The sequence below is a fragment of the Bacillus sp. R45 genome (genome assembly GCF_021729365.1).
GTDB lineage: Bacteria > Bacillota > Bacilli > Bacillales > Bacillaceae > Bacillus > Bacillus velezensis.
In genome coordinates this window covers 2,703,819-2,727,283 of sequence record NZ_CP091421.1, presented here as the reverse complement: position 1 = coordinate 2,727,283, position 23,465 = coordinate 2,703,819, and the positions used below count along the sequence as shown (strand labels likewise).

Genomic DNA, 23,465 nt, shown 5'->3' with positions numbered 1-23,465 from the left:
TTATTTCCGGCGGGTTCGGGAGAAAATAATATAAGCATTAAATTAGCATGAACGAATGGGAGATGCTATACTAAAAATCATCATTTGACAATTGGAGGAATAACAAATGGCTATCGTAAAAGCAACTGATCAATCGTTCTCAGCTGAAACAAGTGAAGGTGTCGTATTGGCTGATTTCTGGGCTCCTTGGTGCGGACCTTGTAAAATGATCGCGCCCGTTCTTGAAGAGCTTGATCAAGAAATGGGAGACAAACTGAAAATCGTCAAAATCGACGTGGATGAAAACCAAGAAACTGCCGGTAAATACGGCGTCATGAGCATCCCGACACTTCTCGTGCTAAAAGACGGAGAAGTCGTTGAAACATCTGTCGGCTTCAAACCGAAAGAAGCTCTTGAAGAGCTTGTAAACAAACATCTGTAAGCCGAAAGCTTCCGTTACGGCAGGGCGATTCCTTTGAAAGGGAATCGCCTTTTTTGATCTTCCAAAAGCTGAGAATGGAGAAAAACAAATGTTCGTGATACACTGAATGGACACGAGAAATGAATGTAAGGAAGGGTAACGTATGAATAAACAACTGAAAGAAAAGCTGGCCCTCCTTCCCGATCAGCCGGGCTGTTATTTAATGAAAGACCGTCAAAAAACAGTCATCTACGTGGGGAAAGCGAAAGTCTTGAAAAACAGGGTGCGGTCTTATTTCACCGGTTCTCACGACGCGAAAACCCAACGGCTTGTGACGGAGATTGAGGACTTTGAATATATCGTGACTTCCTCCAATCTTGAAGCGCTTATTTTGGAAATGAATCTGATTAAAAAATACGATCCGAAATACAATGTCATGCTGAAAGATGATAAAACCTATCCCTTTATTAAAATCACCCATGAACGTCATCCTCGGCTGATTGTCACCCGGAATGTCAAAAAAGACAAGGGACGCTATTTCGGCCCGTATCCGAATGTGCAGGCGGCGCGGGAAACGAAAAAACTGCTGGACCGCCTTTACCCGCTCAGGAAATGCTCAAAGCTTCCGGACCGCGTCTGTCTTTATTATCATCTCGGCCAATGCCTCGCCCCATGTGTAAAGGATATATCTGAGGAGACAAACCGCGAGATTGTTGAAGACATCACCCGTTTTTTAAAGGGAGGGCATAACGAAATCAAAAAAGAGCTTGAAGCGAAAATGGCAGAAGCGGCCGAAAAGCTTGAATTTGAACGGGCTAAAGAATTCCGCGACCAGCTTGCTCACATCGAATCGACGATGGAGAAGCAGAAAATGACCATGAATGACCTTCTGGACCGCGATGTGTTTGCATATGCCTACGATAAAGGCTGGATGTGCGTCCAAGTCTTTTTTATACGCCAAGGAAAACTGATCGAACGCGATGTCAGCATGTTTCCGATGTATCAGGAAGCGGATGAAGAGTTTCTGACCTTCATCGGCCAGTTCTATTCCAAAAACAATCACTTTCTGCCTAAGGAAATTCTGGTGCCTGACAGCGTTGACAGGGACATGATCGGCGAGCTGTTGGAAACCGCCGTGCATCAGCCGAAAAAAGGTCCGAAAAAAGAGCTGCTTTTGCTTGCGCACAAAAATGCGAAAATCGCCCTGCGGGAAAAATTCTCGTTAATCGAGCGGGATGAGGAACGGTCAATCGGTGCAGCCGAACGGCTCGGCGACGCACTGAATATTTACACCCCGCATCGGATTGAAGCGTTTGACAACTCCAATATTCAAGGCACAAACCCCGTATCGGCCATGATTGTCTTTATAGACGGAAAACCGAATAAAAAGGAATATCGCAAATATAAAATTAAAACCGTAACAGGGCCGGACGATTACGGCTCAATGAGGGAAGTCGTCAGAAGAAGATACACGAGGGTGCTCCGCGAAAATCTTCCGCTGCCGGATTTAATCATCATTGACGGCGGAAAAGGGCAGATTAACGCGGCGCGCGACGTGCTCGAGAATGAGCTCGGCCTTGATGTCCCGGTAGCGGGATTGGCGAAAGATGATAAGCACCGGACATCGAACCTTTTGATCGGCGACCCGCTTGAACCGGTGTTTCTGGAGCGGAACAGCCAAGAGTTTTACCTGCTTCAGCGCATTCAGGACGAAGTTCACCGTTTTGCGATCAGCTTTCACAGACAGATCCGGGGAAAAAGCGTCTTTCAATCCGTTCTGGATGATATCCCCGGAATCGGCGAAAAACGAAAAAAAATGCTCTTAAAACATTTCGGATCTGTCAAAAAGATGAAGGAAGCAAGCCTTGACGATATCAAAAAAGCCGGTGTGCCGGCCGCGGCGGCCCAGCTGCTGTTTGAAAAATTAAAAAAATAGTATTGTGCTTTTCTGAAAAATCTGCTAGAATGTGAACTAATTTCATAAGATCGTGTTATATGGTGAAGATAGAGGTGCGAACTTCAATAGTAAGCCTTTGGAGAATGATGGATTCTGCGAAAAAGGCTGAAAGGGGAGCGTCGCCGAAGTGTATCACATCCCATCGGTGTGATTTGCTGGCCTTGCATTAAATAAATGTAAGGCTGTCAAGAATTCATTTTCTTGGAGGGCTATCTCGTTGTTCATAATCAATCGTACTGATATGAAAAAGCAATGAGAGCTATTCCTCTCATTGCTTTTTTTATTGTGGACAAAACGCTCTTTTCTCCTCACCCGCACGAACCAAAATGTAAAGGGTGGTCTAGTATGGGTCTTATCGTACAAAAATTCGGAGGCACTTCCGTCGGCTCTGCCGAAAAAATTCAAAATGCCGCAAATCGCGCCATTGCTGAAAAGCAAAAAGGCCATGATGTCGTAGTCGTCGTTTCGGCAATGGGAAAATCAACCGACGCGCTCGTTAACCTCGCGGCTGAAATCACATCTGAACCAAGCAGACGCGAGATGGATATGCTTTTGTCTACGGGGGAGCAGGTCACGATTTCGCTTTTGGCCATGGCGCTTCAGGAAAAAGGATATGACGCCGTCTCTTATACGGGCTGGCAGGCGGGTGTCCGCACGGAAGCCGTTCACGGCAATGCGAGAATTACGGATATTGATATCACGGCGATTCGTTCGCAGCTTGCAGAAGGCAAAATTACAGTCGTTGCCGGTTTTCAGGGCGTAACGGAAGACGGCGGCATCACGACGCTCGGACGGGGCGGTTCCGATACGACGGCGGTCGCTCTTGCAGCAGCGCTGGAAGCGGATAAATGCGACATTTATACAGATGTTCCGGGCGTATTTACGACAGATCCGCGGTATGTCCGGTCAGCGAGAAAACTGGCGGGGATTTCTTATGATGAAATGCTGGAACTTGCAAATCTCGGAGCGGGTGTTCTTCACCCGCGGGCGGTTGAGTTCGCGAAAAACTACCAAGTGCCTTTAGAAGTGCGGTCAAGCACGGAACATGAAGCCGGAACATTAATTGAGGAGGAATCATCAATGGAGCAGAATTTAATCGTCAGAGGAATTGCATTTGAAGACCAGATCACAAGGGTGTCCGTCACGGGCCTTGCAAGCGGACTGACAACACTTTCAACAATCTTCACCGCGCTGGCAAAACGAAACATCAACGTTGACATCATTATTCAGACACAGTCGGATGATGGGGAAGCGGATATTTCTTTCTCAGTGAAAACGGAAGATGCCGCCCAAACGGTCGCCGTGCTTGAAGAATATAAAAACGCGCTTAACTATGAAAAAATTGAAACCGAAAGAAAACTGGCGAAAGTCTCCATTGTCGGGTCGGGCATGGTTTCAAATCCCGGCGTCGCCGCGGACATGTTTGCCGTACTGGCGGAAAAAAATGTACAAGTCAAAATGGTAAGCACATCCGAAATAAAAGTATCAGCGGTTGTCAGCGAAAATGATATGGTGAAAGCGGTCGAAGCGCTTCATGATGCGTTTGAGCTGTCTAAACAGCCGTCTGCCGTATAAACGGGCAGGCAAAAAGGCGGGACTTTTGAGTCACCGCCTTTTTCAATTATACAGGGTCCTTCATATCCCATTTTACAGTCAGGACGACTTTATCCGCTCTCTTTTTTACCTGTTCATAAGATTCTGCAATCTGATCGTTCATCAATTGAATCTGTTCGGCTATAAAACCGGCTTCAAGCTGGAAACAAGGCTCTTTCTGATGTTTGAGCCTGCTGGATACGAGCGGTCCTTCCAGTTCAAATTCCAGTTCTTGTTTTTTCGATCCTGCGTTTGTCAAAGTTCCCCAGCCGGCTTTTTCAAAAAAGGCGGGGATTTCTTCCCACGATTGAAGAGGAAATTTGCGGGCGAGGCGTTTTCCCGCCCAATACATCATCGATGAATGATCCGGACCGAGGATATCCGGAAGCACGATTTCCCGGATTAATTCGTAGCCGTATGCGCTGACGTCGAGTTCAGTTAAAGGTTCTAAAGCTGCTTCATAATTATTCTTCATATTATGTATTCCCCTCTCTCCTTCGTTTATTATAGCTTAAACAGGGGGGAGGATTACAGGATGATCCTATAAAACACGCGAAAAAATGTGAGAAAGATATCGCAGGAAAATAAAATTTTCCCTCCAGATAATCAATTCCGAAAATTATAATTTATGTACACGTTTTCTTGACGCCCTTTTGAGGGAGGAGTAAAATGAAATTGTCAATAAATTTTAATAAAGTGCTTACAATTGAAACGAAGTGGGGGCAGAGATTTTAGTACATTTCGCACTTAAATCAAACAGGGGGTAAAGTAATGTCTGGGAACAGAGAGTTTTATTTTCGAAGATTGCATTCCTTGCTCGGTGTTATTCCGGTCGGCATCTTTTTGATCCAGCATTTAGTCGTCAACCAATTTGCCGCAAGGGGAGCGGATGCGTTTAACAAGGCGGCCGGCTTTATGGACAGTCTGCCGTTCAGGTATGCGTTAGAAATTTTTATTATTTTCTTACCTTTAATTTATCATGCGGTTTACGGTGTGTACATAGCATTTACTGCGAAAAACAACGCTGGCCACTACAGTTATTTCAGAAACTGGATGTTTGTGCTTCAGCGTGTCACTGGTATTCTCACCCTTATTTTCGTCAGCTGGCATGTGTGGCAGACGCGGATTGCCGCGCAGATGGGCGCTGAAGTCAACTTCGATATGATGGCGAATATTCTGAGCTCGCCGTTTATGCTCGGTTTTTACATTGTAGGCGTTTTATCGGTCATTTTCCACTTTTCAAACGGCTTATGGTCTTTTGCGGTCACATGGGGGATCACGGTTACGCCGCGTTCTCAAAGAATTTCGACTTACGTGACGCTGATTATATTTTTAGCGCTTTCATACGTAGGTTTAAAAGCGATTTTTGCGTTTGTGTAAGAGAACTAGATTACTAGAGGGAGAGGGGCTATCATGAGTCAATCAAGCATTATCGTAGTCGGCGGGGGTCTAGCCGGCCTCATGGCGACAATTAAAGCAGCGGAATCAGGCACGGCCGTTAAATTGTTTTCCATCGTTCCGGTCAAACGCTCTCACTCGGTCTGCGCGCAGGGCGGGATAAACGGAGCTGTCAACACAAAAGGGGAAGGAGACTCTCCGTTTGAGCATTTTGATGACACGGTATACGGAGGCGACTTTTTGGCAAACCAGCCTCCTGTAAAAGCGATGTGTGAAGCGGCGCCGTCCATTATCCACTTATTGGACCGCATGGGGGTTATGTTTAACAGAACGCCGGAAGGGCTCTTGGACTTCCGCCGTTTCGGGGGTACACAGCATCACAGAACCGCTTATGCGGGAGCGACGACGGGTCAGCAGCTTCTTTACGCACTGGACGAGCAGGTGCGCAGATATGAAGTGGCGGGTCTCGTCACAAAATACGAAGGCTGGGAATTCCTCGGCGCCGTTCTTGACGATGAGCGCACGTGCCGCGGTATCGTAGCCCAAAATCTGACCAATATGCAAATCGAGTCATTCCGTTCTGACGCCGTTATTATGGCGACGGGAGGACCCGGAATCGTATTCGGAAAATCAACAAACAGCATGATCAATACGGGATCTGCCGCATCAATCGTCTATCAGCAGGGCGCTTATTATGCAAACGGCGAATTTATCCAAATTCACCCGACAGCAATCCCGGGGGACGATAAACTGCGTCTGATGAGTGAATCGGCGCGCGGCGAGGGCGGTAGAGTCTGGACGTACAAAGACGGAAAACCTTGGTACTTCCTCGAGGAAAAATATCCGGCTTACGGAAACCTCGTGCCGCGGGATATTGCGACACGTGAAATCTTTGACGTGTGCGTGAATCAGAAACTCGGCATCAACGGAGAAAACATGGTGTATCTCGATCTGTCGCACAAAGATCCGAAAGAGCTTGACGTTAAGCTTGGCGGCATTATCGAAATCTATGAAAAATTCATGGGCGATGACCCGCGCAAGCTTCCGATGAAAATTTTCCCTGCCGTTCACTATTCGATGGGCGGACTGTGGGTTGATTATGATCAGATGACAAGCATCCGCGGACTGTTCGCAGCGGGTGAATGTGACTATTCAATGCACGGAGGAAACCGTTTAGGGGCGAACTCTCTGCTTTCCGCCATCTACGGAGGAATGGTGGCCGGACCGAATGCGGTGAAATATGTTTCCGGACTTGAAACATCAGCGGAAGACCTGTCTTCTTCATTATTTGATTCCTATGTGAAAAAAGAAGAAGAAAAATGGGCCGATATCATGAAGATGGACGGCGACGAAAATGCCTACGTGCTTCACCGTGAGCTCGGAGAATGGATGACGGCCAACGTCACGGTGGTCCGCCACAACGACAAGCTTTTGAAAACGGATGACAAAATCCAAGAGCTGATGGAACGCTTTAAGAAAATCAATATCAACGATACGACAAAATGGAGCAACCAAGGGGCGATGTTTACCCGCCAGTTCTCCAATATGCTTCAGCTTGCCAGAGTCATCACGCTCGGCGCATATAACCGAAATGAAAGCCGGGGAGCGCACTATAAACCGGATTTCCCTGAAAGAAATGACGATGAGTGGCTCAAAACGACGATGGCTAAACATGCCGGTCCGTTTGAAGCTCCAGAATTTGAATATCAGGATGTCGATGTATCACTGATTGCGCCCCGTAAACGCGACTACTCGAAGAAGAAGGTGGCGAAATAATCATGAGTGAGAAAAAGATACGGTTTATCATTACACGCCAGGATACGCCCGAAAGCGCGCCATACGATGAAGAATTCGAAATCAATTACCGCCCGAATCTGAACGTGATTTCCGCCCTGATGGAAATCCGCAGAAATCCCGTGAATGCAAAAGGAGAGAAAACCACTCCGGTCGCATGGGACATGAACTGTCTTGAAGAAGTATGCGGCGCCTGCTCCATGGTCATCAACGGAAGACCGCGCCAGTCGTGTACGGCGCTGATTGATAAGCTGGAACAGCCGATCCGTCTGAAGCCGATGAAAACATTCCCGGTTGTCCGTGACCTTCAGGTTGACCGCAGCAGAATGTTTGATTCACTGAAAAAAGTGAAAGCATGGGTGCCGATTGACGGAACTTACGATTTGGGGCCGGGGCCGAGAATGCCGGAAAAACGCCGCCAGTGGGCATATGAATTGTCTAAATGCATGACATGCGGCGTCTGCCTTGAAGCCTGCCCGAACGTCAACAGCAAGTCGAAATTCATGGGGCCTGCCCCGATGTCACAAGTGCGTCTGTTTAATGCCCATCCGACGGGCGCGATGAACAAAGCAGAACGTTTAGAAGCTTTAATGACAGACGGCGGCCTCGGAGATTGCGGGAATTCACAAAACTGTGTTCAATCCTGCCCGAAAGGCATTCCGCTTACGACTTCAATCGCTGCTTTGAACAGAGATACCAATTTACAAGCATTCCGTAATTTCTTCGGAAGCGACAGAGTATAAGAAAGAGAAAAAGAGCCTCTTCCGCACGGGAGAGGTTTTTTTATAAGGAGCTGAAGGTGATGAAACAACCGCAATATATTGATATCCCGTTTGAAGAATGGAGACAGTCGTTTTCTTTCTTTACTGAAGTATCGGTTCGTTTTTCAGAAACGGATATGTTCGGCCATATGAATAATGTAACCCCTTTCATCTATTTTGAAGAAGCACGGATCGCTTATTTTAAACAGCGGGGCATGACGGCGCAAAACTCGGAAACGATGACGGTCGTCGCAAGCCAGCAGTGCGACTATATGCGTCAGGTGATGCCGTATGAAAATCTGCGGATTTATGTGAAAGCAAGCGCTGCCGGAAATGCGTCCGTCACCCTTCATTACCTTGGAGAAAATGAGTCGGGCCTGCCGTGCTTTACAGGTTCCGTCGTTATGGTTCAAGTGTCGAAAAAAAGCGGCAAAGCGGTCAGCTGGACGGAGCGGGAGAAAGGCATTCTGCTCGCCTGAACGGATAACTATTTCTCTAAGAGACGTCACCTCCGAAGCGCCCTTTACATATGATATCTTGACTATATAAACCCATTCGTTTCAGATTCGCTCTCACCTTAGCAAGGAGGGTTACAATACTTGAAGGAGAAAGATTTTCAATCAAAGCCGCTGCTGACCAAAAGAGAAAGAGAAGTATTCGAATTGCTCGTTCAAGACAAGACAACAAAGGAAATTGCAAGCGAGCTATTTATCAGTGAAAAAACTGTACGGAATCACATTTCAAATGCCATGCAGAAGTTAGGTGTGAAAGGGCGTTCGCAAGCTGTTGTCGAGCTTCTTAGAATGGGTGAGCTAGAGCTCTGATTCTTGCCGGTTTTCCTTCTTTACGAGAAGGAGCCGGTTATTTGCGTTGGCGCCCGGGCTGATGGGCATGCGGTGAAAATCCCGGTTTTTCCTTTTTCTCCGTCAGTCTTGCATTTTCTTAAAAAAAGAAGGAAAATAGACACGGAGCGCATAGCCCAGAAAGATCCTTGAGTGAGGGATGGACAAATGACATCAAAATCTGTAGAGCATGTTGCGGATATCGAAAAATCACTCCGCCATATCGCTGCGATCATTAAACAAAAAGGAAGAGAAATCCTTAACCAATATGCAATTACACCGCCGCAATTCGTGGGGCTTCAATGGCTTTATGAATTGGGGGATATGACAATAGGCGAATTATCAGGCAAAATGTATTTGGCTTGCAGCACGACGACGGATCTGATAGACCGCATGGAAAAAAATAAGCTTGTCGAGCGGGTCAAAGACCCGGCTGACAGACGGGTCGTCAGAATTCATCTTCTCGCTGAAGGAGAGCGCATTATCCAAGAAGTGATTTTGAAAAGACAGGCTTATTTGCGGGATATGTTTGCGACATTTTCCGAAGAAGAAACAGCCGCTTTCGAAAAATCATTATTGAAACTACAGCATGAAATGAAAAGAAAATGAGGCGATTTTGTTGGAACAGCCGATAGGAGTCATTGATTCCGGGGTTGGCGGGTTAACCGTTGCTAAGGAAATCATGAGACAGCTACCGAAGGAAAATATCATCTATGTGGGAGATACAAAACGCTGCCCGTACGGCCCGCGTCCTGAAGAAGAAGTTCTTCAATACACGTGGGAAATGACCGATTACCTGCTGGAAAACCACCATATCAAAATGCTCGTGATCGCCTGTAATACGGCCACGGCCATTGCCTTGGAGGATATTCAGCGCAAAACGGATATTCCGGTTGTCGGCGTCATTCAGCCGGGTGCGAGAACGGCGATAAAGGTCACGAAAAACCAGCATATCGGCGTCATCGGCACGGTCAATACCATTAAAAGCAGAGCGTATGAGCAGGCGCTGCTCGGGTTAAACGCAGAACTTCAAGTTGAGAACACGGCTTGTCCGCTGCTCGTGCCGTTTGTGGAAAGCGGACGGTTTCTTCAGGAATCAGCGGAGGAAGCGGTTGAAGCATCGCTTGAACCTTTAAAAGGTACATCAATTGACACCTTGATTTTAGGATGTACGCATTATCCGATCTTAAAAGACCCGATTCAGAATTATATGGGAGAGCATGTGAAAATCATTTCCTCCGGAGACGAGACGGCGAGAGAAGTGAGCACCATCTTGTCTTATAAAGGTTTGTTAAACCAATCGAAACATGCACCGGAGCATCAATTTCTTACAACGGGAGAGCGGAACGGCTTCGCAAAAATTGCCGAAGACTGGTTCGGTCACGAAATCGGCCATGTCGAGTGCATCTCCCTTCAAGAGCCGGTCAGAAAATAAATCAAAAAAACCCCGCTGTTTACAGCGGGTTTTTTTGCGCTTCCCGGTCTATTTCCCGGACAGGGCTCGTATACATCATAGTACAAACAGCCTTAGGAGGGAAAAGTATGCTGAAAAAAGGACCTGCAGTCATTGCTGCAACATGTCTTACTTCGGCTTTTGTATTATCTGGATGCGGTTTATTTCAATCCGATAAAACAGCCGGGGAAATTGACCCGCCTCAAGACATTTCATATGTAAAGGATGAAGCGGGAATTCAGGCAAAACCAAAGCAGTCAGAGAAAAACGGCACTTCTAAAGCCGACCAGCCGGCCAATACAGTCATGCGAGAACTGTATCTGATTGATAAAAACGGCTATGTCGCAGCACAGACACTGCCTCTTCCAAACAGTGAGGGAACCGCAAAGCAGGCCCTTGAGTACTTGGTTCAGGGAGGGCCTGTATCAGAAATCCTGCCGAACGGCTTCAGAGCGGTGCTCCCTGCGGATACGACGGTAAATGTCGATATTAAAAAAGACGGCACTGCCGTCGCTGATTTTTCGAAGGAATTTAAAAACTATAAAAAAGAAGACGAACAAAAAATCCTGCAATCGATTACGTGGACGCTTACCCAATTCAGCTCAATAGATAAAGTCAAAATCAGAATCAACGGGCACGAACTGAAAGAAATGCCTGTGGGCGGCACGCCGATTACGGGCGACTTAAGCAGAAAAGACGGGATTAATATTGAAACGGCCGGAGTGAATGATCTGACAGACACCCATCCGCTGACTGTATATTATCTGGCGGAAACAGAGACAAGCGAATACTACGTGCCTGTTACAAAGCGGATTGACAATTCGGAAACAAATGACATCACCGCTGCCGTTGAACAGCTCACCGACGGACCGGGCAAAGCAAGCGGGCTTTTGACGGACTTTAATAACGATGTTAAGCTTCTCAGCAAGCCGAAAGTGAAAGACGGCCAGGTTACACTGGACTTTAACAGCTCTATTTACGGAAGCGCCGACGAAAAAACAAAAATGGTGTCATCGGGCGTACTGGACAGCATCGTTCTCACGTTAACCGAACAGCCGTCGATTAAAAGTGTTTCTATAAAAGTAAACGGAAAATCAGAACTGGTGAATGAAAAAGGAGAATCCCTTTCAAAACCTGTTTCGAGGCCGGCACAAGTGAATACGGGTAGTTTTTAATTTGCGATTTTTGATATACTAGTAAAAAAGAGGTTAGCGTTCCGGCTGCCTCTTTCTTTATTCGCAATCCGGAACAAAAGGTTTATGTACATATAATCGGAGGTAAAATATGAGACACGACGGAAGACAGCACGATGAGCTGCGCCCTATCACATTTGATTTGGATTTTATCACTCACCCGGAAGGCTCTGTTTTAATTACAGCGGGAAATACAAAGGTCATCTGTAATGCGTCTGTGGAAGACCGGGTGCCGCCATTTTTACGCGGCGGAGGAAAAGGCTGGATCACAGCGGAATACAGCATGCTTCCCCGCGCGACGAATCAAAGAACGATAAGAGAATCTTCAAAAGGAAAGGTCTCCGGCAGAACGATGGAAATTCAGCGGCTGATCGGGCGCGCGCTCCGGGCCGTCGTTGATTTGGAGAAGCTCGGCGAACGGACGATTTGGATCGACTGTGACGTCATTCAAGCTGACGGCGGAACAAGAACGGCTTCCATTACCGGCGCATTCTTGGCAATGGCCATTGCGACCGGCAAACTCGTAAAAAGCGGCGTTATCAAAACCTCTCCCGTGACAGATTATCTCGCGGCCATTTCTGTCGGGATGGATAAAGAAGAAGGCCTTCTTTTAGATCTGAATTATGAAGAGGATTCGGCGGCTGAAGTCGACATGAATATCATCATGACGGGAAGCGGACGTTTTGTAGAGCTTCAAGGGACGGGCGAAGAAGCCACATTCTCCCGTGAAGATTTAAACGGACTGTTAAGCCTTGCCGAAAAAGGAATCCAGACGCTTATTCAAAAGCAAAAAGAAGTGCTGGGAGAAACATTGCCTGAACTGAAATAAGAAAGAGAGGCCTGATCAGCGTGAAAGAAGTCATTATTGCGACACACAATCAGGGAAAAGTGAAAGAATTCAAGGAAATACTCGAACCGAAAGGCTACAGCGTCTCTTCTTTGGCGGAAATCGGATTTACGGAAGAAATTGAGGAAACCGGACATACCTTTGAAGAAAACGCCATCTTAAAAGCGGAAGCCGTGGCAAAAGCCGTCAACAAAATGGTCATTGCAGACGACTCCGGTTTATCAGTGGACAACCTTGGAGGCAGACCGGGCGTTTATTCAGCCCGTTATGCCGGAGAAGCAAAAGATGATAAGGCGAATATGGACAAGGTGCTGTCAGAATTAAAAGGCATCGAAAAAGAGCAGCGCACGGCCCGTTTCCGCTGCGCCCTTGCCGTCAGCATGCCGGGGCAGGAAACAAAAACGGTCGAAGGTCATGTTGAAGGGTATATTGCGGAAGGACCCGAAGGAGATAACGGGTTCGGCTATGATCCCATTTTTATTGTAAAAGATAAAGATAAAACCATGGCCCAGCTGACAAGCGCTGAGAAAAACAAAATCAGCCACAGGGCTGAGGCGCTCAAGAAACTGTCAAAGCTGCTTGATTCATAAGGGGGAGCGTATGCAATGAAAGTGCTGATAATAAGTGACAGTCACGACCTTGAAGACGAGCTGGAGACGATTGCAAAGCGGCACGAAGACGAAGCGGATCTGATGATTCATTGCGGTGATTCAGAGCTTGACGCCGCACATCCGGCACTCACGCCGTATCACAAGGTGAAAGGCAATTGCGACTTTGGCGGCGGGTTTCAGGATGAACTCCTTCTGGATGCCGGTTCAAAGAAAATTCTGGCCGTTCACGGGCATCTTCACGGCATTAAACAGTCACTTTTAACTGTTTTTTACCGGGCGGAAGAGCTTGGGGCGGATATCGTCTGCTTCGGCCATTCACATATTGCGGGGAGTGAAGTGCTTCGGGGCAAGCTTTTGATTAATCCGGGCAGCATCCGTCTTCCGAGAGTCCGCAATGTGAAAAGCTATGCCATTCTTACTCTTACAGAAAGAGAAGGCGCCGTGACATTTTACGACGAAACGGGTCGGGAATTGAAGGACTTGGGGAATACAATCAGTTTTTAACAAGTGATGGGGGAGATTTCATTCTTCCCCATCAAAAGTTTTTAAAAAAATATTGACTTATGATTTGAACCTGTATATAATAAATCTTGTCGCTGATACATAAAGCAAAAGCTGTCCCAGTAGCTCAGCTGGATAGAGCAACGGCCTTCTAAGCCGTCGGTCGGGAGTTCGAATCTCTCCTGGGACGTACAAAAAAAGAGCTGGTGACATCAGAGTGAAAACTGATGCCGCTGGCCTTTTTTATCGGATGACTATATTGTCAATTCACTGATATCATGGTAAAATAATCAGCAGATATTTGTTTTTCATGTCCCAGTAGCTCAGCCGGATAGAGCAACGGCCTTCTAAGCCGTCGGTCGGGAGTTCGAATCTCTCCTGGGACGTATAAAAAACCTCAAGCCCTGACAATGGGTTTGAGGTTTTTTTGTATTTTATTTTTAGTTTTACGAAACAAAAGTTCCGTATTTGATGAAAATTGTAAAGTAATTTTAATGTAAATGAAACTTAATGTAATATTTACCGTAATAAATATATGTATAAAGATACTTAAGGCGCCCTTGAGTGATAAATTATCTGATTTCTATCATACGTTTTGTTGATGATTGATAGAAAGACAGCAGGAGGAATTAGCTTTTGAAGTACGCATTTGCATATAAAAATCACAATATAGAAACGATCTTTTGCGGAAAAGACGAGCTGTTTGAGGAACTGAAACAATTTTTAATCACTCAATGCGGTTTAATCATTGTTGAGGTTTCAAGGGCTGATTACTATACGGAGCAGGAAATGAATCAGTGGAATGAACGTTATACTCTGTGAATAAGAAAAGAAACCGGCCGTGTGAGACCGGTTTTTGTATCATCTGAATCCGCTCGGAGCGCTGAAGCCCCCGGCATGGCCGCTGAAACCGCCACCGAGCGCGCCGGGATGTGCCCCGGCGCCGAGGCTTCCGCCGACGTCACTGAAGGTTTGGCCGTAGTACCCGGATGTATAAGGGTACGGAACGAATTGCTGTCCGGCGAATGACAGTGTGCTTTGCGGGGTCTGCTGTCCGTATCCGGATGGCGGAAATCCCTGCTGAAAAGAAGGGCCGCCTTGATATGGTGCTGTATGCATCGGGGCCGGAGGATAGTAAGACTGCGGCGGTAAGACCGGTAAAGGCGGAAATCCAGGAGGCAGGCCCTGCATGCCTGATAACATCTTATTCATGACATCACTCATTTCTTACGAGATAAGAACAGTGTATGCGTATGTCTGTATAAAGAGCCTGTTCAATCGAACGGAATATCTGACAAGCATGCCGGAAGGACAGAGAAAAATCGCGTAATAAAATGTGACATATTCGTATATGAACGGAAAAATTTCATGTAATCTTGAGAGATTAATAAAAAAAATATAAAAACTTTTAACATTTGCCGATCCTTTTATATCAGTAATGAAAGCGTATACAAAATAGATTGATTAATCTAAATTGTCTAATAATTATAAAAATGCTGTTGACACTGTCTGCAAACGGGCGTAATATGAGTTCAAACAAAAATAAATAAATGATTCACGCTAAAAAGAAAAATCATAAAACACTGAAAAAACAAACAAATGAAGGTTCTTTTTTAATAAAAGAGCTGCCATAATAAAAAGCGCAGAAGAGGATAAGTAGCTTTGCTGAAGTTTTTCACAGAGAGCCGGTAACGCTGAGAGCCGGTAAAACAAATCAAAGTGAACTCCCCTCAGAGTGCCGGTCTGAAATGTAAAGAGTAGGACTCGGCCGAGTGAACGCAATGTTTACTCGTTATCAAAACGGATAATCATTATCCATGAGACGGTCTGCATATGACCGTAAACAAGGGTGGTACCGCGGAGAGCAAAGCCTTTTCGCCCCTTTTGGCTATCGCATGAAATGCTTGGCTGAATGTGGGTGGGAAGGCTTTTTTATTTGCGTCAGCCGGCGCTGCGTTTTATGAATTGGATTTTAGAAGGGAACATTGAAAAGGAGGAACTGAAAATGGGCACAAATGTACAGGCGGATTCTTTGTCTGCCGATTGTACAAAAACAATGAACGGGGCTCTGATGCTGATTGAATCATTAAAGAAAGAAAATGTCGAGATGATCTTCGGCTATCCGGGGGGAGCCGTCCTTCCGATTTACGATAAACTGTATCAATCAGGATTGGTTCACATCCTGCCCCGCCACGAGCAAGGCGCGATTCATGCGGCAGAAGGGTATGCGAGAGTCTCCGGAAAGCCGGGGGTTGTGATTGCTACCTCCGGACCCGGAGCGACAAATTTAGTTACCGGTCTTGCGGATGCGATGATTGATTCACTGCCGCTCGTAGTGTTTACCGGTCAGGTCGCCACTTCGGTCATCGGCAGCGACGCTTTCCAGGAAGCCGACATTTTAGGAATTACGATGCCGATTACGAAACACAGCTACCAAGTCCGCCGTCCGGAAGATCTCCCCCGTGTGATTAAAGAGGCGTTCCATATTGCCACGACGGGAAGACCGGGCCCGGTATTAATTGATATACCGAAGGATGTCGCAGCATTTGAAGGAGAATTCAGATATGATCACGAGATCAGCCTTCCGGGTTATCAGCCGGTAAAAGAGCCTAACTATCTGCAGATCCGAAAGCTCGTGGAAGCTGTCAGCAGTGCGAAAAAGCCGATTATTTTAGCCGGAGCGGGTGTTTTGCACGGTAAAGCTTCAGAAGATTTAAAAAATTATGCCGAACAGCAGCAAATTCCGGTAGCGCACACGCTTCTCGGTCTGGGCGGTTTCCCGGCAGACCATCCTCTTTTTCTGGGAATGGCGGGGATGCACGGCACATACACAGCGAATATGGCGCTTTACCACTGTGACTTGCTGATCAGCATCGGAGCGCGGTTCGATGATCGCGTGACCGGAAATCTGAAGCATTTTGCAAAATCGGCCAAAGTAGCGCATATCGATATTGATCCTGCTGAAATCGGAAAAATTATCGAAACGCAGATTCCGGTGGTCGGCGACAGTAAAATCGTCCTTCAGGAATTATTGAAGCAAAACGGAAAACAGGGACAGACAGAGGAATGGAAACAGCAGCTTTCAGAATGGAAAGAAGAATATCCGCTTTGGTATACAGACGACAGAGAAGAGGGCTTGAAACCCCAAAAGCTGATTGAGTATATTCACCAATTCACAAACGGTGAGGCGATTGTGGCGACGGATGTCGGCCAGCACCAGATGTGGGCGGCTCAGTTTTATCCTTTCCGAAAGGCTGATAAGTGGGTGACCTCGGGGGGGCTCGGCACAATGGGCTTCGGCCTTCCGGCGGCCATCGGAGCGCAGCTGGCCGATCGTAACGCCACGGTCGTTGCCATCCTCGGAGACGGCGGTTTTCAGATGACCCTTCAGGAATTAGATGTCATCCGGCAGCTGAATCTTCCTGTCAAAGTGGTTATCTTGAACAACGAATGTCTGGGCATGGTCAGACAGTGGCAGGAAATCTTCTATGAAGAACGCTATTCTGAATCCAAATTCTCGGCGCAGCCTGACTTTGTCAAATTGTCAGAAGCCTACGGCATTAAAGGCGTTCGGATTTCATCGGAAGAAGAGGCGGAAGAAGAGCTTAAAAAGGCGCTTTCATCAAAAGAACCGGCCGTTATTGACGTCCGGGTCGCCAAAAGCGAGAAAGTATTCCCGATGATTGCGCCGGGTAAAGGACTTCATGAAATGGTGGGGGTGAAACCTTGAAACGCATTATCACATTAACGGTGGTCAACCGCTCGGGGGTATTAAACCGGATCACCGGCCTGTTTACAAAAAGACACTATAATATCGAAAGCATCACTGTAGGCCACACGGAAACAAGCGGTGTTTCAAGGATTACATTTGTCGTCCATGTGGAAGGCGAAAATGACGTAGAGCAGCTGACAAAGCAGCTTAACAAACAAATTGACGTCCTGAAAGTGACGGATATTACAAACCAATCGATTGTACAGCGTGAGCTGGCATTAATCAAAGTTGTTTCCGCACCGTCGGCCAGAACGGAAATCAATGGAATCATTGAGCCGTTCAGAGCTTCCGTCGTTGATGTCTCAAGAGACAGCATCGTCGTTCAGGTTACCGGCGAATCTAATAAAATCGAAGCGCTCATAGAGCTTCTCAAACCTTACGGAATTAAAGAAATCGCGAGAACGGGCACAACGGCTTTTGCGAGGGGAACCCAGCAGAAGGCGTCATCCAATAAAACAATTTCAATTGTATAACACAAAAAAGGGAGAGATTAAAATGGTAAAAGTATATTATAACGGTGATATCAAAGAGAACGTATTGGCAGGTAAAAAAGTAGCGATTATCGGTTACGGTTCACAAGGTCATGCACACGCGCTGAACTTAAAAGAAAGCGGAATTGATGTCATTGTCGGCGTCAGACAAGGCAAATCATTTACACAGGCCCAAGAAGACGGTCATAAAGTCTTTTCGGTAAGAGAAGCGGCTGCCCAGGCTGATATCATTATGGTTCTTCTTCCGGATGAGCAGCAGCAAAAAGTATATGAAGCTGAAATCAAAGATGAATTGACGGCGGGCAAGTCATTGGTATTCGCACACGGATTTAACGTCCATTTCCATCAGATCGTGCCTCCTGCTGATGTGGATGTATTCCTTGTCGCCCCTAAAGGACCTGGACACCTTGTCAGAAGAACATATGAACAAGGCGCGGGCGTACCGGCATTGTTTGCCATCTACCAGGATGTATCAGGCGAAGCGAAAGATACGGCTCTTGCTTATGCAAAAGGAATCGGCGGAGCGCGTGCGGGGGTTCTTGAAACAACATTTAAGGAAGAAACGGAAACGGATTTGTTCGGTGAGCAGGCTGTTCTGTGCGGAGGTTTAACGGCGCTTGTCAAAGCGGGTTTTGAAACGCTGACAGAAGCCGGCTACCAGCCTGAACTCGCATACTTCGAGTGTCTGCACGAACTGAAGCTGATCGTAGACTTGATGTATGAAGAAGGATTGGCGGGCATGAGATACTCTATCTCCGATACGGCTCAATGGGGAGACTTTGTATCAGGACCGCGCGTAGTCGATGCGAAGGTAAAAGAATCGATGAAACAAGTATTAACGGATATTCAAAACGGTACATTCGCAAAAGAATGGATCGTGGAAAACCAAGTGAACCGTCCTCGTTTCAATGCGATCAATGCAAGCGAAAACGAGCATCAGATTGAAAAGGTCGGCAGACAGCTTCGTGAAATGATGCCGTTTGTCAAACAAGGCAAAAAGAAGGAAGCGGTGGTCTCCGTTGCGCAAAATTAATGTTTTCGACACGACCCTTCGTGACGGTGAACAATCTCCCGGGGTCAACCTCAATTCCCGGGAGAAACTGGCGATAGCCAAGCAGCTTGAAAGACTCGGGGTGGACATTATTGAAGCGGGATTTCCCGCTTCATCCCGAGGTGATTTTTTAGCCGTGCAGGAAATCGCAAGAACGATTAAAAATTGTTCGGTAACAGGGCTTGCCCGATCTGTCAAAGGTGACATTGACGCAGCCTGGGAAGCGCTGAAAGACGGGGTCAGCCCGCGCATTCACATCTTTATCGCCACCTCTGACATTCATCTGAAGCATAAGCTGAAAATGACGCGGGAAGAGGTTAAGGAAAAAGCGGTTGAAATGGTGAAGTATGCAAAAGAACGCTTTCCGATCGTTCAATGGTCGGCAGAAGACGCATGCCGCACCGAACTTCCGTTTCTGGCTGAAATCGTAGAAAAAGTGATTGATGCCGGCGCGAGCGTCATCAACCTGCCGGACACTGTAGGTTACCTGACGCCTGCTGAATACGGAAACATCTTTAAATATATGAAGGAACACGTTCCGAATATCAGCCGGGTAAAGCTCTCTGCCCATTGCCACGATGATCTCGGAATGGCGGTTGCCAACTCACTTTCGGCAATTGAGAACGGCGCTGATCAAATTGAATGCGCCATTAACGGCATAGGAGAAAGAGCCGGGAACGCCGCGCTAGAGGAAATCGCCGTTGCGCTTCATGTCAGAAATGACGCGCATCAAGCTGATTCATCTCTCAATCTTCATGAATTGAAGCGGACGAGTGATCTTGTCAGCAAACTGACGGGCATGGCCGTTCCCCGCAATAAAGCAATCGTCGGAGATAACGCTTTCGCACATGAATCCGGCATTCACCAAGACGGTTTCCTGAAAGAAAAATCAACATATGAAATCATTTCACCGGAACTTGTCGGCGTGACTGCTGATGCGCTCGTACTCGGAAAGCATTCCGGACGCCATGCGTTCAAAGACCGCCTGAATGCGCTTGGATTCCAGTTTGATAGTGAGGAAATCAATAAATTTTTTACGATGTTTAAAGAACTGACCGAAAAGAAAAAAGAAATCACCGATGATGACTTGATTTCTCTTATTTTAGAAGAAAAAGTGACGGACAAAAAAATCGGCTATGAATTTCTGTCTCTGCAAGTGCATTACGGAACGTCTCAGGTGCCGACTGCAACAGTCTCTTTGAAAAATCAGGAAAACGAACAGCTGATTCAAGAGGCGGCAACGGGGGCGGGCAGCGTAGAAGCCGTTTATAATACGCTCGGGCGCTGCATCGATAAAAATATTGAACTGACAGACTACCGCATCCAATCCAACCGGAAAGGCGAAGACGCGCTGGCTCAAGTTTATGTCAGAGTGACCGTGAACGGAAAAGAAACATCAGGACGGGGAATCGCGCAGGATGTTCTGGAAGCTTCTGCAAAAGCTTATCTGAACGCCGTGAACCGGCAGTTGGTGCTGGATTGCAATATAGACGGATTAAAGAGACGGACTGCGGTCGGCTCGTAATAGAAAGGAGAACGTTTGATTTGAAAAAACGCATTGCTTTGCTTCCAGGTGACGGAATCGGACCGGAAGTGGCGGAATCAGCGGCAGATGTATTGAAAAGAGTTGCCGAACAATTCGGACATGAATTTGAATTTGAAAACGGGCTGATCGGGGGAGCGGCGATTGACGCCCATCAAAACCCCCTTCCTGAGGAGACGGTGGCTCTTTGTGAAAGATCCGACGCCATCCTGCTCGGGGCAGTCGGCGGGCCGAAATGGGACCAAAACCCTCCGGAGCTCAGACCGGAAAAAGGCCTGCTCGGCATCAGAAAAAAGCTCGGCCTGTTTGCCAATCTGCGTCCTGTGACCGTATTTGAAAGCCTGTCTGAGGCGTCTCCGCTGAAAAAAGAATATATCAGCGGCGTCGACTTTGTAATCGTCAGGGAACTGACGGGCGGCCTCTACTTCGGAGAACCGAGCAGACAGTATGTCAATGAAGCGGGAGAAAAGGAAGCGGTCGATACCCTTTTTTATAAGAAAGAAGAAATCGCACGCGTTGTCAGAGAAGCCTTTAAGATGGCTGCCGGCAGAAAAGGAAAAGTGACGTCCGTTGATAAGGCGAATGTGCTTTCTTCAAGCAGACTGTGGCGTGAAACGGCAGATGAAATCGCAAAAGAATTTCCTGATGTGACGCTTGAACATATGCTTGTCGATAATGCCGCGATGCAGCTCATCTACGCTCCGAGCCAGTTTGACGTCATCGTAACTGAAAATATGTTCGGCGATATTTTAAGCGATGAAGCCTCCATGCTGACAGGCTCGCTCGGCATGCTGCCGTCAGCCAGTTTATCAAGTTCAGGTCTTCACTTGTTTGAACCCGTGCATGGATCTGCGCCTGACATCGCCGGTAAAGGGATGGCCAATCCGTTTGCGGCGATTTTATCAGCGGCGATGCTTTTGAGAACATCTTTCGGACTTGAAAACGAAGCGCAGGCGGTGGAAAAGGCGGTCGCAAAGGTGCTTGCAGACGGCAGCCGTACACGTGATATCGCCCGGGACGGCCAATATGCCGGAACGCATGACATTACTGAAAAAGTAAAAGCCGCATTAGCCGGCTCGAATACAAAATCTATAGTATGACGCTTTAAAGAAAGCGGTCTTAGTTCAATAGGTAGAGGGAGGAAACAAAGATGATGCCTCGAACAATCATCGAAAAGATTTGGGATCGGCATGTTGTAAAAAGCGGTGAAGGAAAACCCGACCTTCTCTATATTGATCTGCACCTCATTCATGAGGTGACGTCTCCTCAGGCGTTTGAAGGGTTAAGGCAGAAGGGAAGAAAGGTCAGACGGCCGCAGAACACATTCGCGACGATGGACCACAATATTCCGACCGTCAACCGTTTTGACATTAAAGATGAAGTCGCAAAGCGCCAAGTAACCGCGCTTGAACGGAATTGCGAGGAGTTCGGCGTCCGTCTTGCGGATCTTCACAGCGCAGACCAGGGAATCGTTCACGTGGTCGGGCCTGAGCTTGGTCTGACACTTCCGGGAAAAACGATCGTTTGCGGAGACAGCCATACATCGACTCACGGCGCGTTCGGAGCGCTTGCCTTCGGTATCGGCACAAGTGAGGTGGAACATGTTCTTTCCACACAGACATTATGGCAGCAGCGGCCGAAAACGCTTGAAATCCGCGTTGACGGAACGCTCCAAAAAGGAGTGACAGCGAAGGATGTCATCTTGTCGGTCATCGGAAAATACGGGGTGAAATTCGGTACCGGATATGTCATTGAATACACCGGGGAAGTATTCAGAAACATGTCTATGGACGAACGCATGACTGTCTGCAATATGTCAATAGAAGCGGGAGCCCGTGCGGGACTGATCGCTCCTGATGACACGACGATTGAATACTGTAAAAACCGTAAATACGCGCCAAAAAGCGAGGAATTTGAAAAAGCCGCCGCAGAATGGAAAGCGTTAAAAACCGATCCGGGCGCCGTATACGATCATTCCATCGTGTTAGACGGCAGCGAGATTTCTCCAATGGTAACATGGGGTGTCAATCCCGGCATGGTTCTTCCGGTCGATGCCCAAATACCTGCGCCGGAAACGATTGATTCTGAAGACGGTAAAAAAGAAGCCATCCGCGCTTACGAATACATGGGGATCGCGCCGAATCAAAAAATTGAAGATATTAAAGTCGAGCATGTGTTTATCGGCTCCTGTACAAATTCACGGATGACCGATCTTCGCCAGGCTGCGGATATGATCAAAGGCCGAAAAGTCGCCGACAGCGTCAGAGCCATTGTGGTGCCGGGTTCTCAAAGCGTGAAACAGCAGGCCGAGGAAGAAGGGCTGCACCGCGTGTTTCTCGAGGCCGGCTTTGAATGGAGGGAATCAGGCTGCAGCATGTGCCTCAGTATGAACAATGATGTCGTGCCTGAAGGGGAACGATGCGCTTCCACTTCCAACCGCAACTTCGAAGGCAGACAGGGAAAAGGCGCGAGAACACACCTTGTCAGTCCGGCGATGGCGGCAATGGCGGCCATTCACGGGCATTTCGTCGATGTAAGAAAGTTTTATCAAGAAAAAACAGTTGTGTAAGGAGTGCGCGAAAAGATGGAACCTTTAAAAACGCATACGGGAAAAGCGGCCGTCTTAAACCGGATCAACGTCGATACGGACCAGATTATTCCGAAACAGTTTTTGAAAAGAATTGAAAGAACCGGATACGGCAGATTCGCGTTTTTTGATTGGAGATACCTTGAGAACGGTGAGCCTGATCCTGAATTTGAATTAAACCGCAAAGTCTATGAAGGCGCGTCCATATTAATTGCCGGAGAGAATTTCGGCTGCGGATCATCCCGTGAGCACGCTCCTTGGGCGCTGGATGATTACGGCTTCAAAATCATCATTGCTCCGTCATTTGCCGATATTTTTCATCAGAACTGTTTTAAAAACGGTATGCTTCCCATCCGTATGCCGTATGATCAGTGGAAAAAACTCGCCGGTCAATATGAAAATCAGTCTCTAAATATGACGGTTGATTTGGAAAACCAGCTCATTCACGACAGTGAAGGAAAAGAGATTTCATTTGAAGTCGATCCGCACTGGAAGGAAATGCTGATTAACGGTTATGATGAAATTTCATTAACGCTTCTGCTGGAGGACGACATTCAGCAGTTTGAATCGAAAAGAAGTTCATGGCTTCAAGCCTGAAAAAAGCCGCCCGGCATCTGTCCGGCGGCTTTTTTTACCGTGTGCATCATCCTTTCTTGTGTTTCATGACGCGT

Annotated in this window: 24 protein-coding genes, 2 tRNA genes, 1 riboswitch and 1 other annotated feature; of the genes, 24 read left to right on the top strand and 2 right to left on the bottom strand. The window is 47.2% G+C overall.

Going from position 1 to position 23,465, the window contains the following annotated elements:
• The first annotated feature begins 106 nt into the window (after positions 1 to 106).
• From trxA to L3V45_RS13340, 3 genes are all read left to right on the top strand, one after another.
• Positions 107 to 421, top strand: a complete 315-nt coding sequence (trxA, locus tag L3V45_RS13350) for a thioredoxin (protein WP_003152560.1) — start codon at positions 107 to 109, stop codon at positions 419 to 421.
• 142 nt (positions 422 to 563) lie between these two features.
• Entirely contained in the window at positions 564 to 2,336 is a 1,773-nt protein-coding gene (uvrC, locus tag L3V45_RS13345) for an excinuclease ABC subunit UvrC (protein ID WP_024085669.1), read from the top strand.
• Positions 2,337 to 2,397: 61 nt separating this feature from the next.
• Positions 2,398 to 2,577, top strand: a riboswitch (Lysine riboswitch).
• A 125-nt stretch (positions 2,578 to 2,702) separates the two neighbouring features.
• The gene (locus L3V45_RS13340) at positions 2,703 to 3,932 is read left to right on the top strand and encodes an aspartate kinase (RefSeq protein WP_014305531.1); all 1,230 of its coding nucleotides are present in this window, start codon (positions 2,703 to 2,705) and stop codon (positions 3,930 to 3,932) included.
• A 46-nt stretch (positions 3,933 to 3,978) separates the two neighbouring features.
• Here L3V45_RS13340 and L3V45_RS13335 read toward each other — a convergent pair whose 3' ends face one another.
• Positions 3,979 to 4,425: a YslB family protein gene (locus L3V45_RS13335; RefSeq protein WP_003152568.1), complete on the bottom strand. Its 447-nt coding sequence runs from the start codon at positions 4,423 to 4,425 to the stop codon at positions 3,979 to 3,981.
• Positions 4,426 to 4,721: 296 nt separating this feature from the next.
• Here L3V45_RS13335 and sdhC point away from each other — a divergent pair, with 296 nt between their 5' ends.
• The 14 genes from sdhC (at position 4,722) to L3V45_RS13265 (ending at position 14,172) form a co-directional block, all read left to right on the top strand.
• Complete coding sequence (gene sdhC, locus L3V45_RS13330; protein ID WP_003152571.1) at positions 4,722 to 5,330, top strand: succinate dehydrogenase cytochrome B558; 609 nt, start codon at positions 4,722 to 4,724, stop codon at positions 5,328 to 5,330.
• A 33-nt stretch (positions 5,331 to 5,363) separates the two neighbouring features.
• The gene (gene sdhA, locus L3V45_RS13325; protein WP_003152573.1) at positions 5,364 to 7,124 is read left to right on the top strand and encodes a succinate dehydrogenase flavoprotein subunit; all 1,761 of its coding nucleotides are present in this window, start codon (positions 5,364 to 5,366) and stop codon (positions 7,122 to 7,124) included.
• 2 nt (positions 7,125 to 7,126) lie between these two features.
• Positions 7,127 to 7,885, top strand: coding sequence for a succinate dehydrogenase iron-sulfur subunit (sdhB, locus tag L3V45_RS13320; protein ID WP_003152575.1), 759 nt, complete (start codon positions 7,127 to 7,129; stop codon positions 7,883 to 7,885).
• Between the two features lie 59 nt (positions 7,886 to 7,944).
• A complete protein-coding gene (locus L3V45_RS13315) occupies positions 7,945 to 8,382 on the top strand; it encodes an acyl-CoA thioesterase (protein ID WP_003152577.1) in 438 nt (145 codons plus the stop codon).
• Between the two features lie 120 nt (positions 8,383 to 8,502).
• Complete coding sequence (gene gerE, locus L3V45_RS13310) at positions 8,503 to 8,727, top strand: spore germination transcription factor GerE (protein WP_003152579.1); 225 nt, start codon at positions 8,503 to 8,505, stop codon at positions 8,725 to 8,727.
• 186 nt (positions 8,728 to 8,913) lie between these two features.
• Positions 8,914 to 9,354 (top strand): MarR family winged helix-turn-helix transcriptional regulator, encoded by a 441-nt coding sequence (locus L3V45_RS13305; RefSeq protein WP_003152580.1) that lies wholly within the window; start codon positions 8,914 to 8,916, stop codon positions 9,352 to 9,354.
• Positions 9,355 to 9,361: 7 nt separating this feature from the next.
• On the top strand, positions 9,362 to 10,180 hold the full coding sequence (gene racE, locus L3V45_RS13300; protein WP_012118125.1) for a glutamate racemase: 819 nt from the start codon (positions 9,362 to 9,364) through the stop codon (positions 10,178 to 10,180).
• A gap of 107 nt (positions 10,181 to 10,287) precedes the next feature.
• Positions 10,288 to 11,373 carry a GerMN domain-containing protein gene (locus L3V45_RS13295; RefSeq protein WP_003152582.1) on the top strand — a complete coding sequence of 362 codons (1,086 nt, stop codon included), beginning with the start codon at positions 10,288 to 10,290 and terminating at the stop codon, positions 11,371 to 11,373.
• A gap of 109 nt (positions 11,374 to 11,482) precedes the next feature.
• Entirely contained in the window at positions 11,483 to 12,220 is a 738-nt protein-coding gene (gene rph, locus L3V45_RS13290; RefSeq protein ID WP_003152583.1) for a ribonuclease PH, read from the top strand.
• Positions 12,221 to 12,231: 11 nt separating this feature from the next.
• Positions 12,232 to 12,828: an XTP/dITP diphosphatase gene (locus L3V45_RS13285; RefSeq protein WP_095315571.1), complete on the top strand. Its 597-nt coding sequence runs from the start codon at positions 12,232 to 12,234 to the stop codon at positions 12,826 to 12,828.
• Between the two features lie 15 nt (positions 12,829 to 12,843).
• Positions 12,844 to 13,353, top strand: coding sequence for a YfcE family phosphodiesterase (locus L3V45_RS13280; RefSeq protein ID WP_236837033.1), 510 nt, complete (start codon positions 12,844 to 12,846; stop codon positions 13,351 to 13,353).
• Positions 13,354 to 13,466: 113 nt separating this feature from the next.
• Positions 13,467 to 13,540 (top strand) — tRNA-Arg (locus L3V45_RS13275).
• Between the two features lie 122 nt (positions 13,541 to 13,662).
• Positions 13,663 to 13,736: transfer RNA gene (locus tag L3V45_RS13270), tRNA-Arg, on the top strand.
• A 250-nt stretch (positions 13,737 to 13,986) separates the two neighbouring features.
• Positions 13,987 to 14,172 carry a hypothetical protein gene (locus L3V45_RS13265; protein WP_003152588.1) on the top strand — a complete coding sequence of 62 codons (186 nt, stop codon included), beginning with the start codon at positions 13,987 to 13,989 and terminating at the stop codon, positions 14,170 to 14,172.
• Positions 14,173 to 14,211: 39 nt separating this feature from the next.
• Here the strand turns inward: L3V45_RS13265 and L3V45_RS13260 are convergent, their stop codons facing one another.
• Positions 14,212 to 14,562, bottom strand: a complete 351-nt coding sequence (locus L3V45_RS13260; RefSeq protein WP_014305527.1) for a hypothetical protein — start codon at positions 14,560 to 14,562, stop codon at positions 14,212 to 14,214.
• Between the two features lie 422 nt (positions 14,563 to 14,984).
• Positions 14,985 to 15,236 (top strand) — a binding site (T-box leader).
• 119 nt (positions 15,237 to 15,355) lie between these two features.
• Between L3V45_RS13260 and ilvB the strand changes: the two genes are divergently transcribed.
• From ilvB to leuD, 7 genes are read left to right on the top strand one after another with little or no spacing between them, the layout of a single operon-like run.
• Positions 15,356 to 17,080: an acetolactate synthase large subunit gene (gene ilvB / locus L3V45_RS13255; protein WP_213390973.1), complete on the top strand. Its 1,725-nt coding sequence runs from the start codon at positions 15,356 to 15,358 to the stop codon at positions 17,078 to 17,080.
• On the top strand, positions 17,077 to 17,595 hold the full coding sequence (ilvN, locus tag L3V45_RS13250) for an acetolactate synthase small subunit (RefSeq protein WP_003152598.1): 519 nt from the start codon (positions 17,077 to 17,079) through the stop codon (positions 17,593 to 17,595). Before ilvB ends, ilvN begins: the two co-directional genes overlap by 4 nt.
• A 22-nt stretch (positions 17,596 to 17,617) precedes the next feature.
• On the top strand, positions 17,618 to 18,646 hold the full coding sequence (ilvC, locus tag L3V45_RS13245) for a ketol-acid reductoisomerase (RefSeq protein ID WP_003152600.1): 1,029 nt from the start codon (positions 17,618 to 17,620) through the stop codon (positions 18,644 to 18,646).
• Positions 18,633 to 20,189, top strand: coding sequence for a 2-isopropylmalate synthase (locus tag L3V45_RS13240; RefSeq protein ID WP_052586402.1), 1,557 nt, complete (start codon positions 18,633 to 18,635; stop codon positions 20,187 to 20,189). The genes ilvC and L3V45_RS13240 overlap by 14 nt, the downstream gene beginning before the upstream one ends.
• A 20-nt stretch (positions 20,190 to 20,209) precedes the next feature.
• A complete protein-coding gene (gene leuB / locus L3V45_RS13235; RefSeq protein ID WP_024085663.1) occupies positions 20,210 to 21,307 on the top strand; it encodes a 3-isopropylmalate dehydrogenase in 1,098 nt (365 codons plus the stop codon).
• A 50-nt stretch (positions 21,308 to 21,357) separates the two neighbouring features.
• Complete coding sequence (gene leuC, locus L3V45_RS13230) at positions 21,358 to 22,776, top strand: 3-isopropylmalate dehydratase large subunit (protein WP_014305523.1); 1,419 nt, start codon at positions 21,358 to 21,360, stop codon at positions 22,774 to 22,776.
• A gap of 15 nt (positions 22,777 to 22,791) precedes the next feature.
• Positions 22,792 to 23,391 carry a 3-isopropylmalate dehydratase small subunit gene (leuD, locus tag L3V45_RS13225; protein ID WP_007408146.1) on the top strand — a complete coding sequence of 200 codons (600 nt, stop codon included), beginning with the start codon at positions 22,792 to 22,794 and terminating at the stop codon, positions 23,389 to 23,391.
• Positions 23,392 to 23,465: the final 74 nt, after the last annotated feature.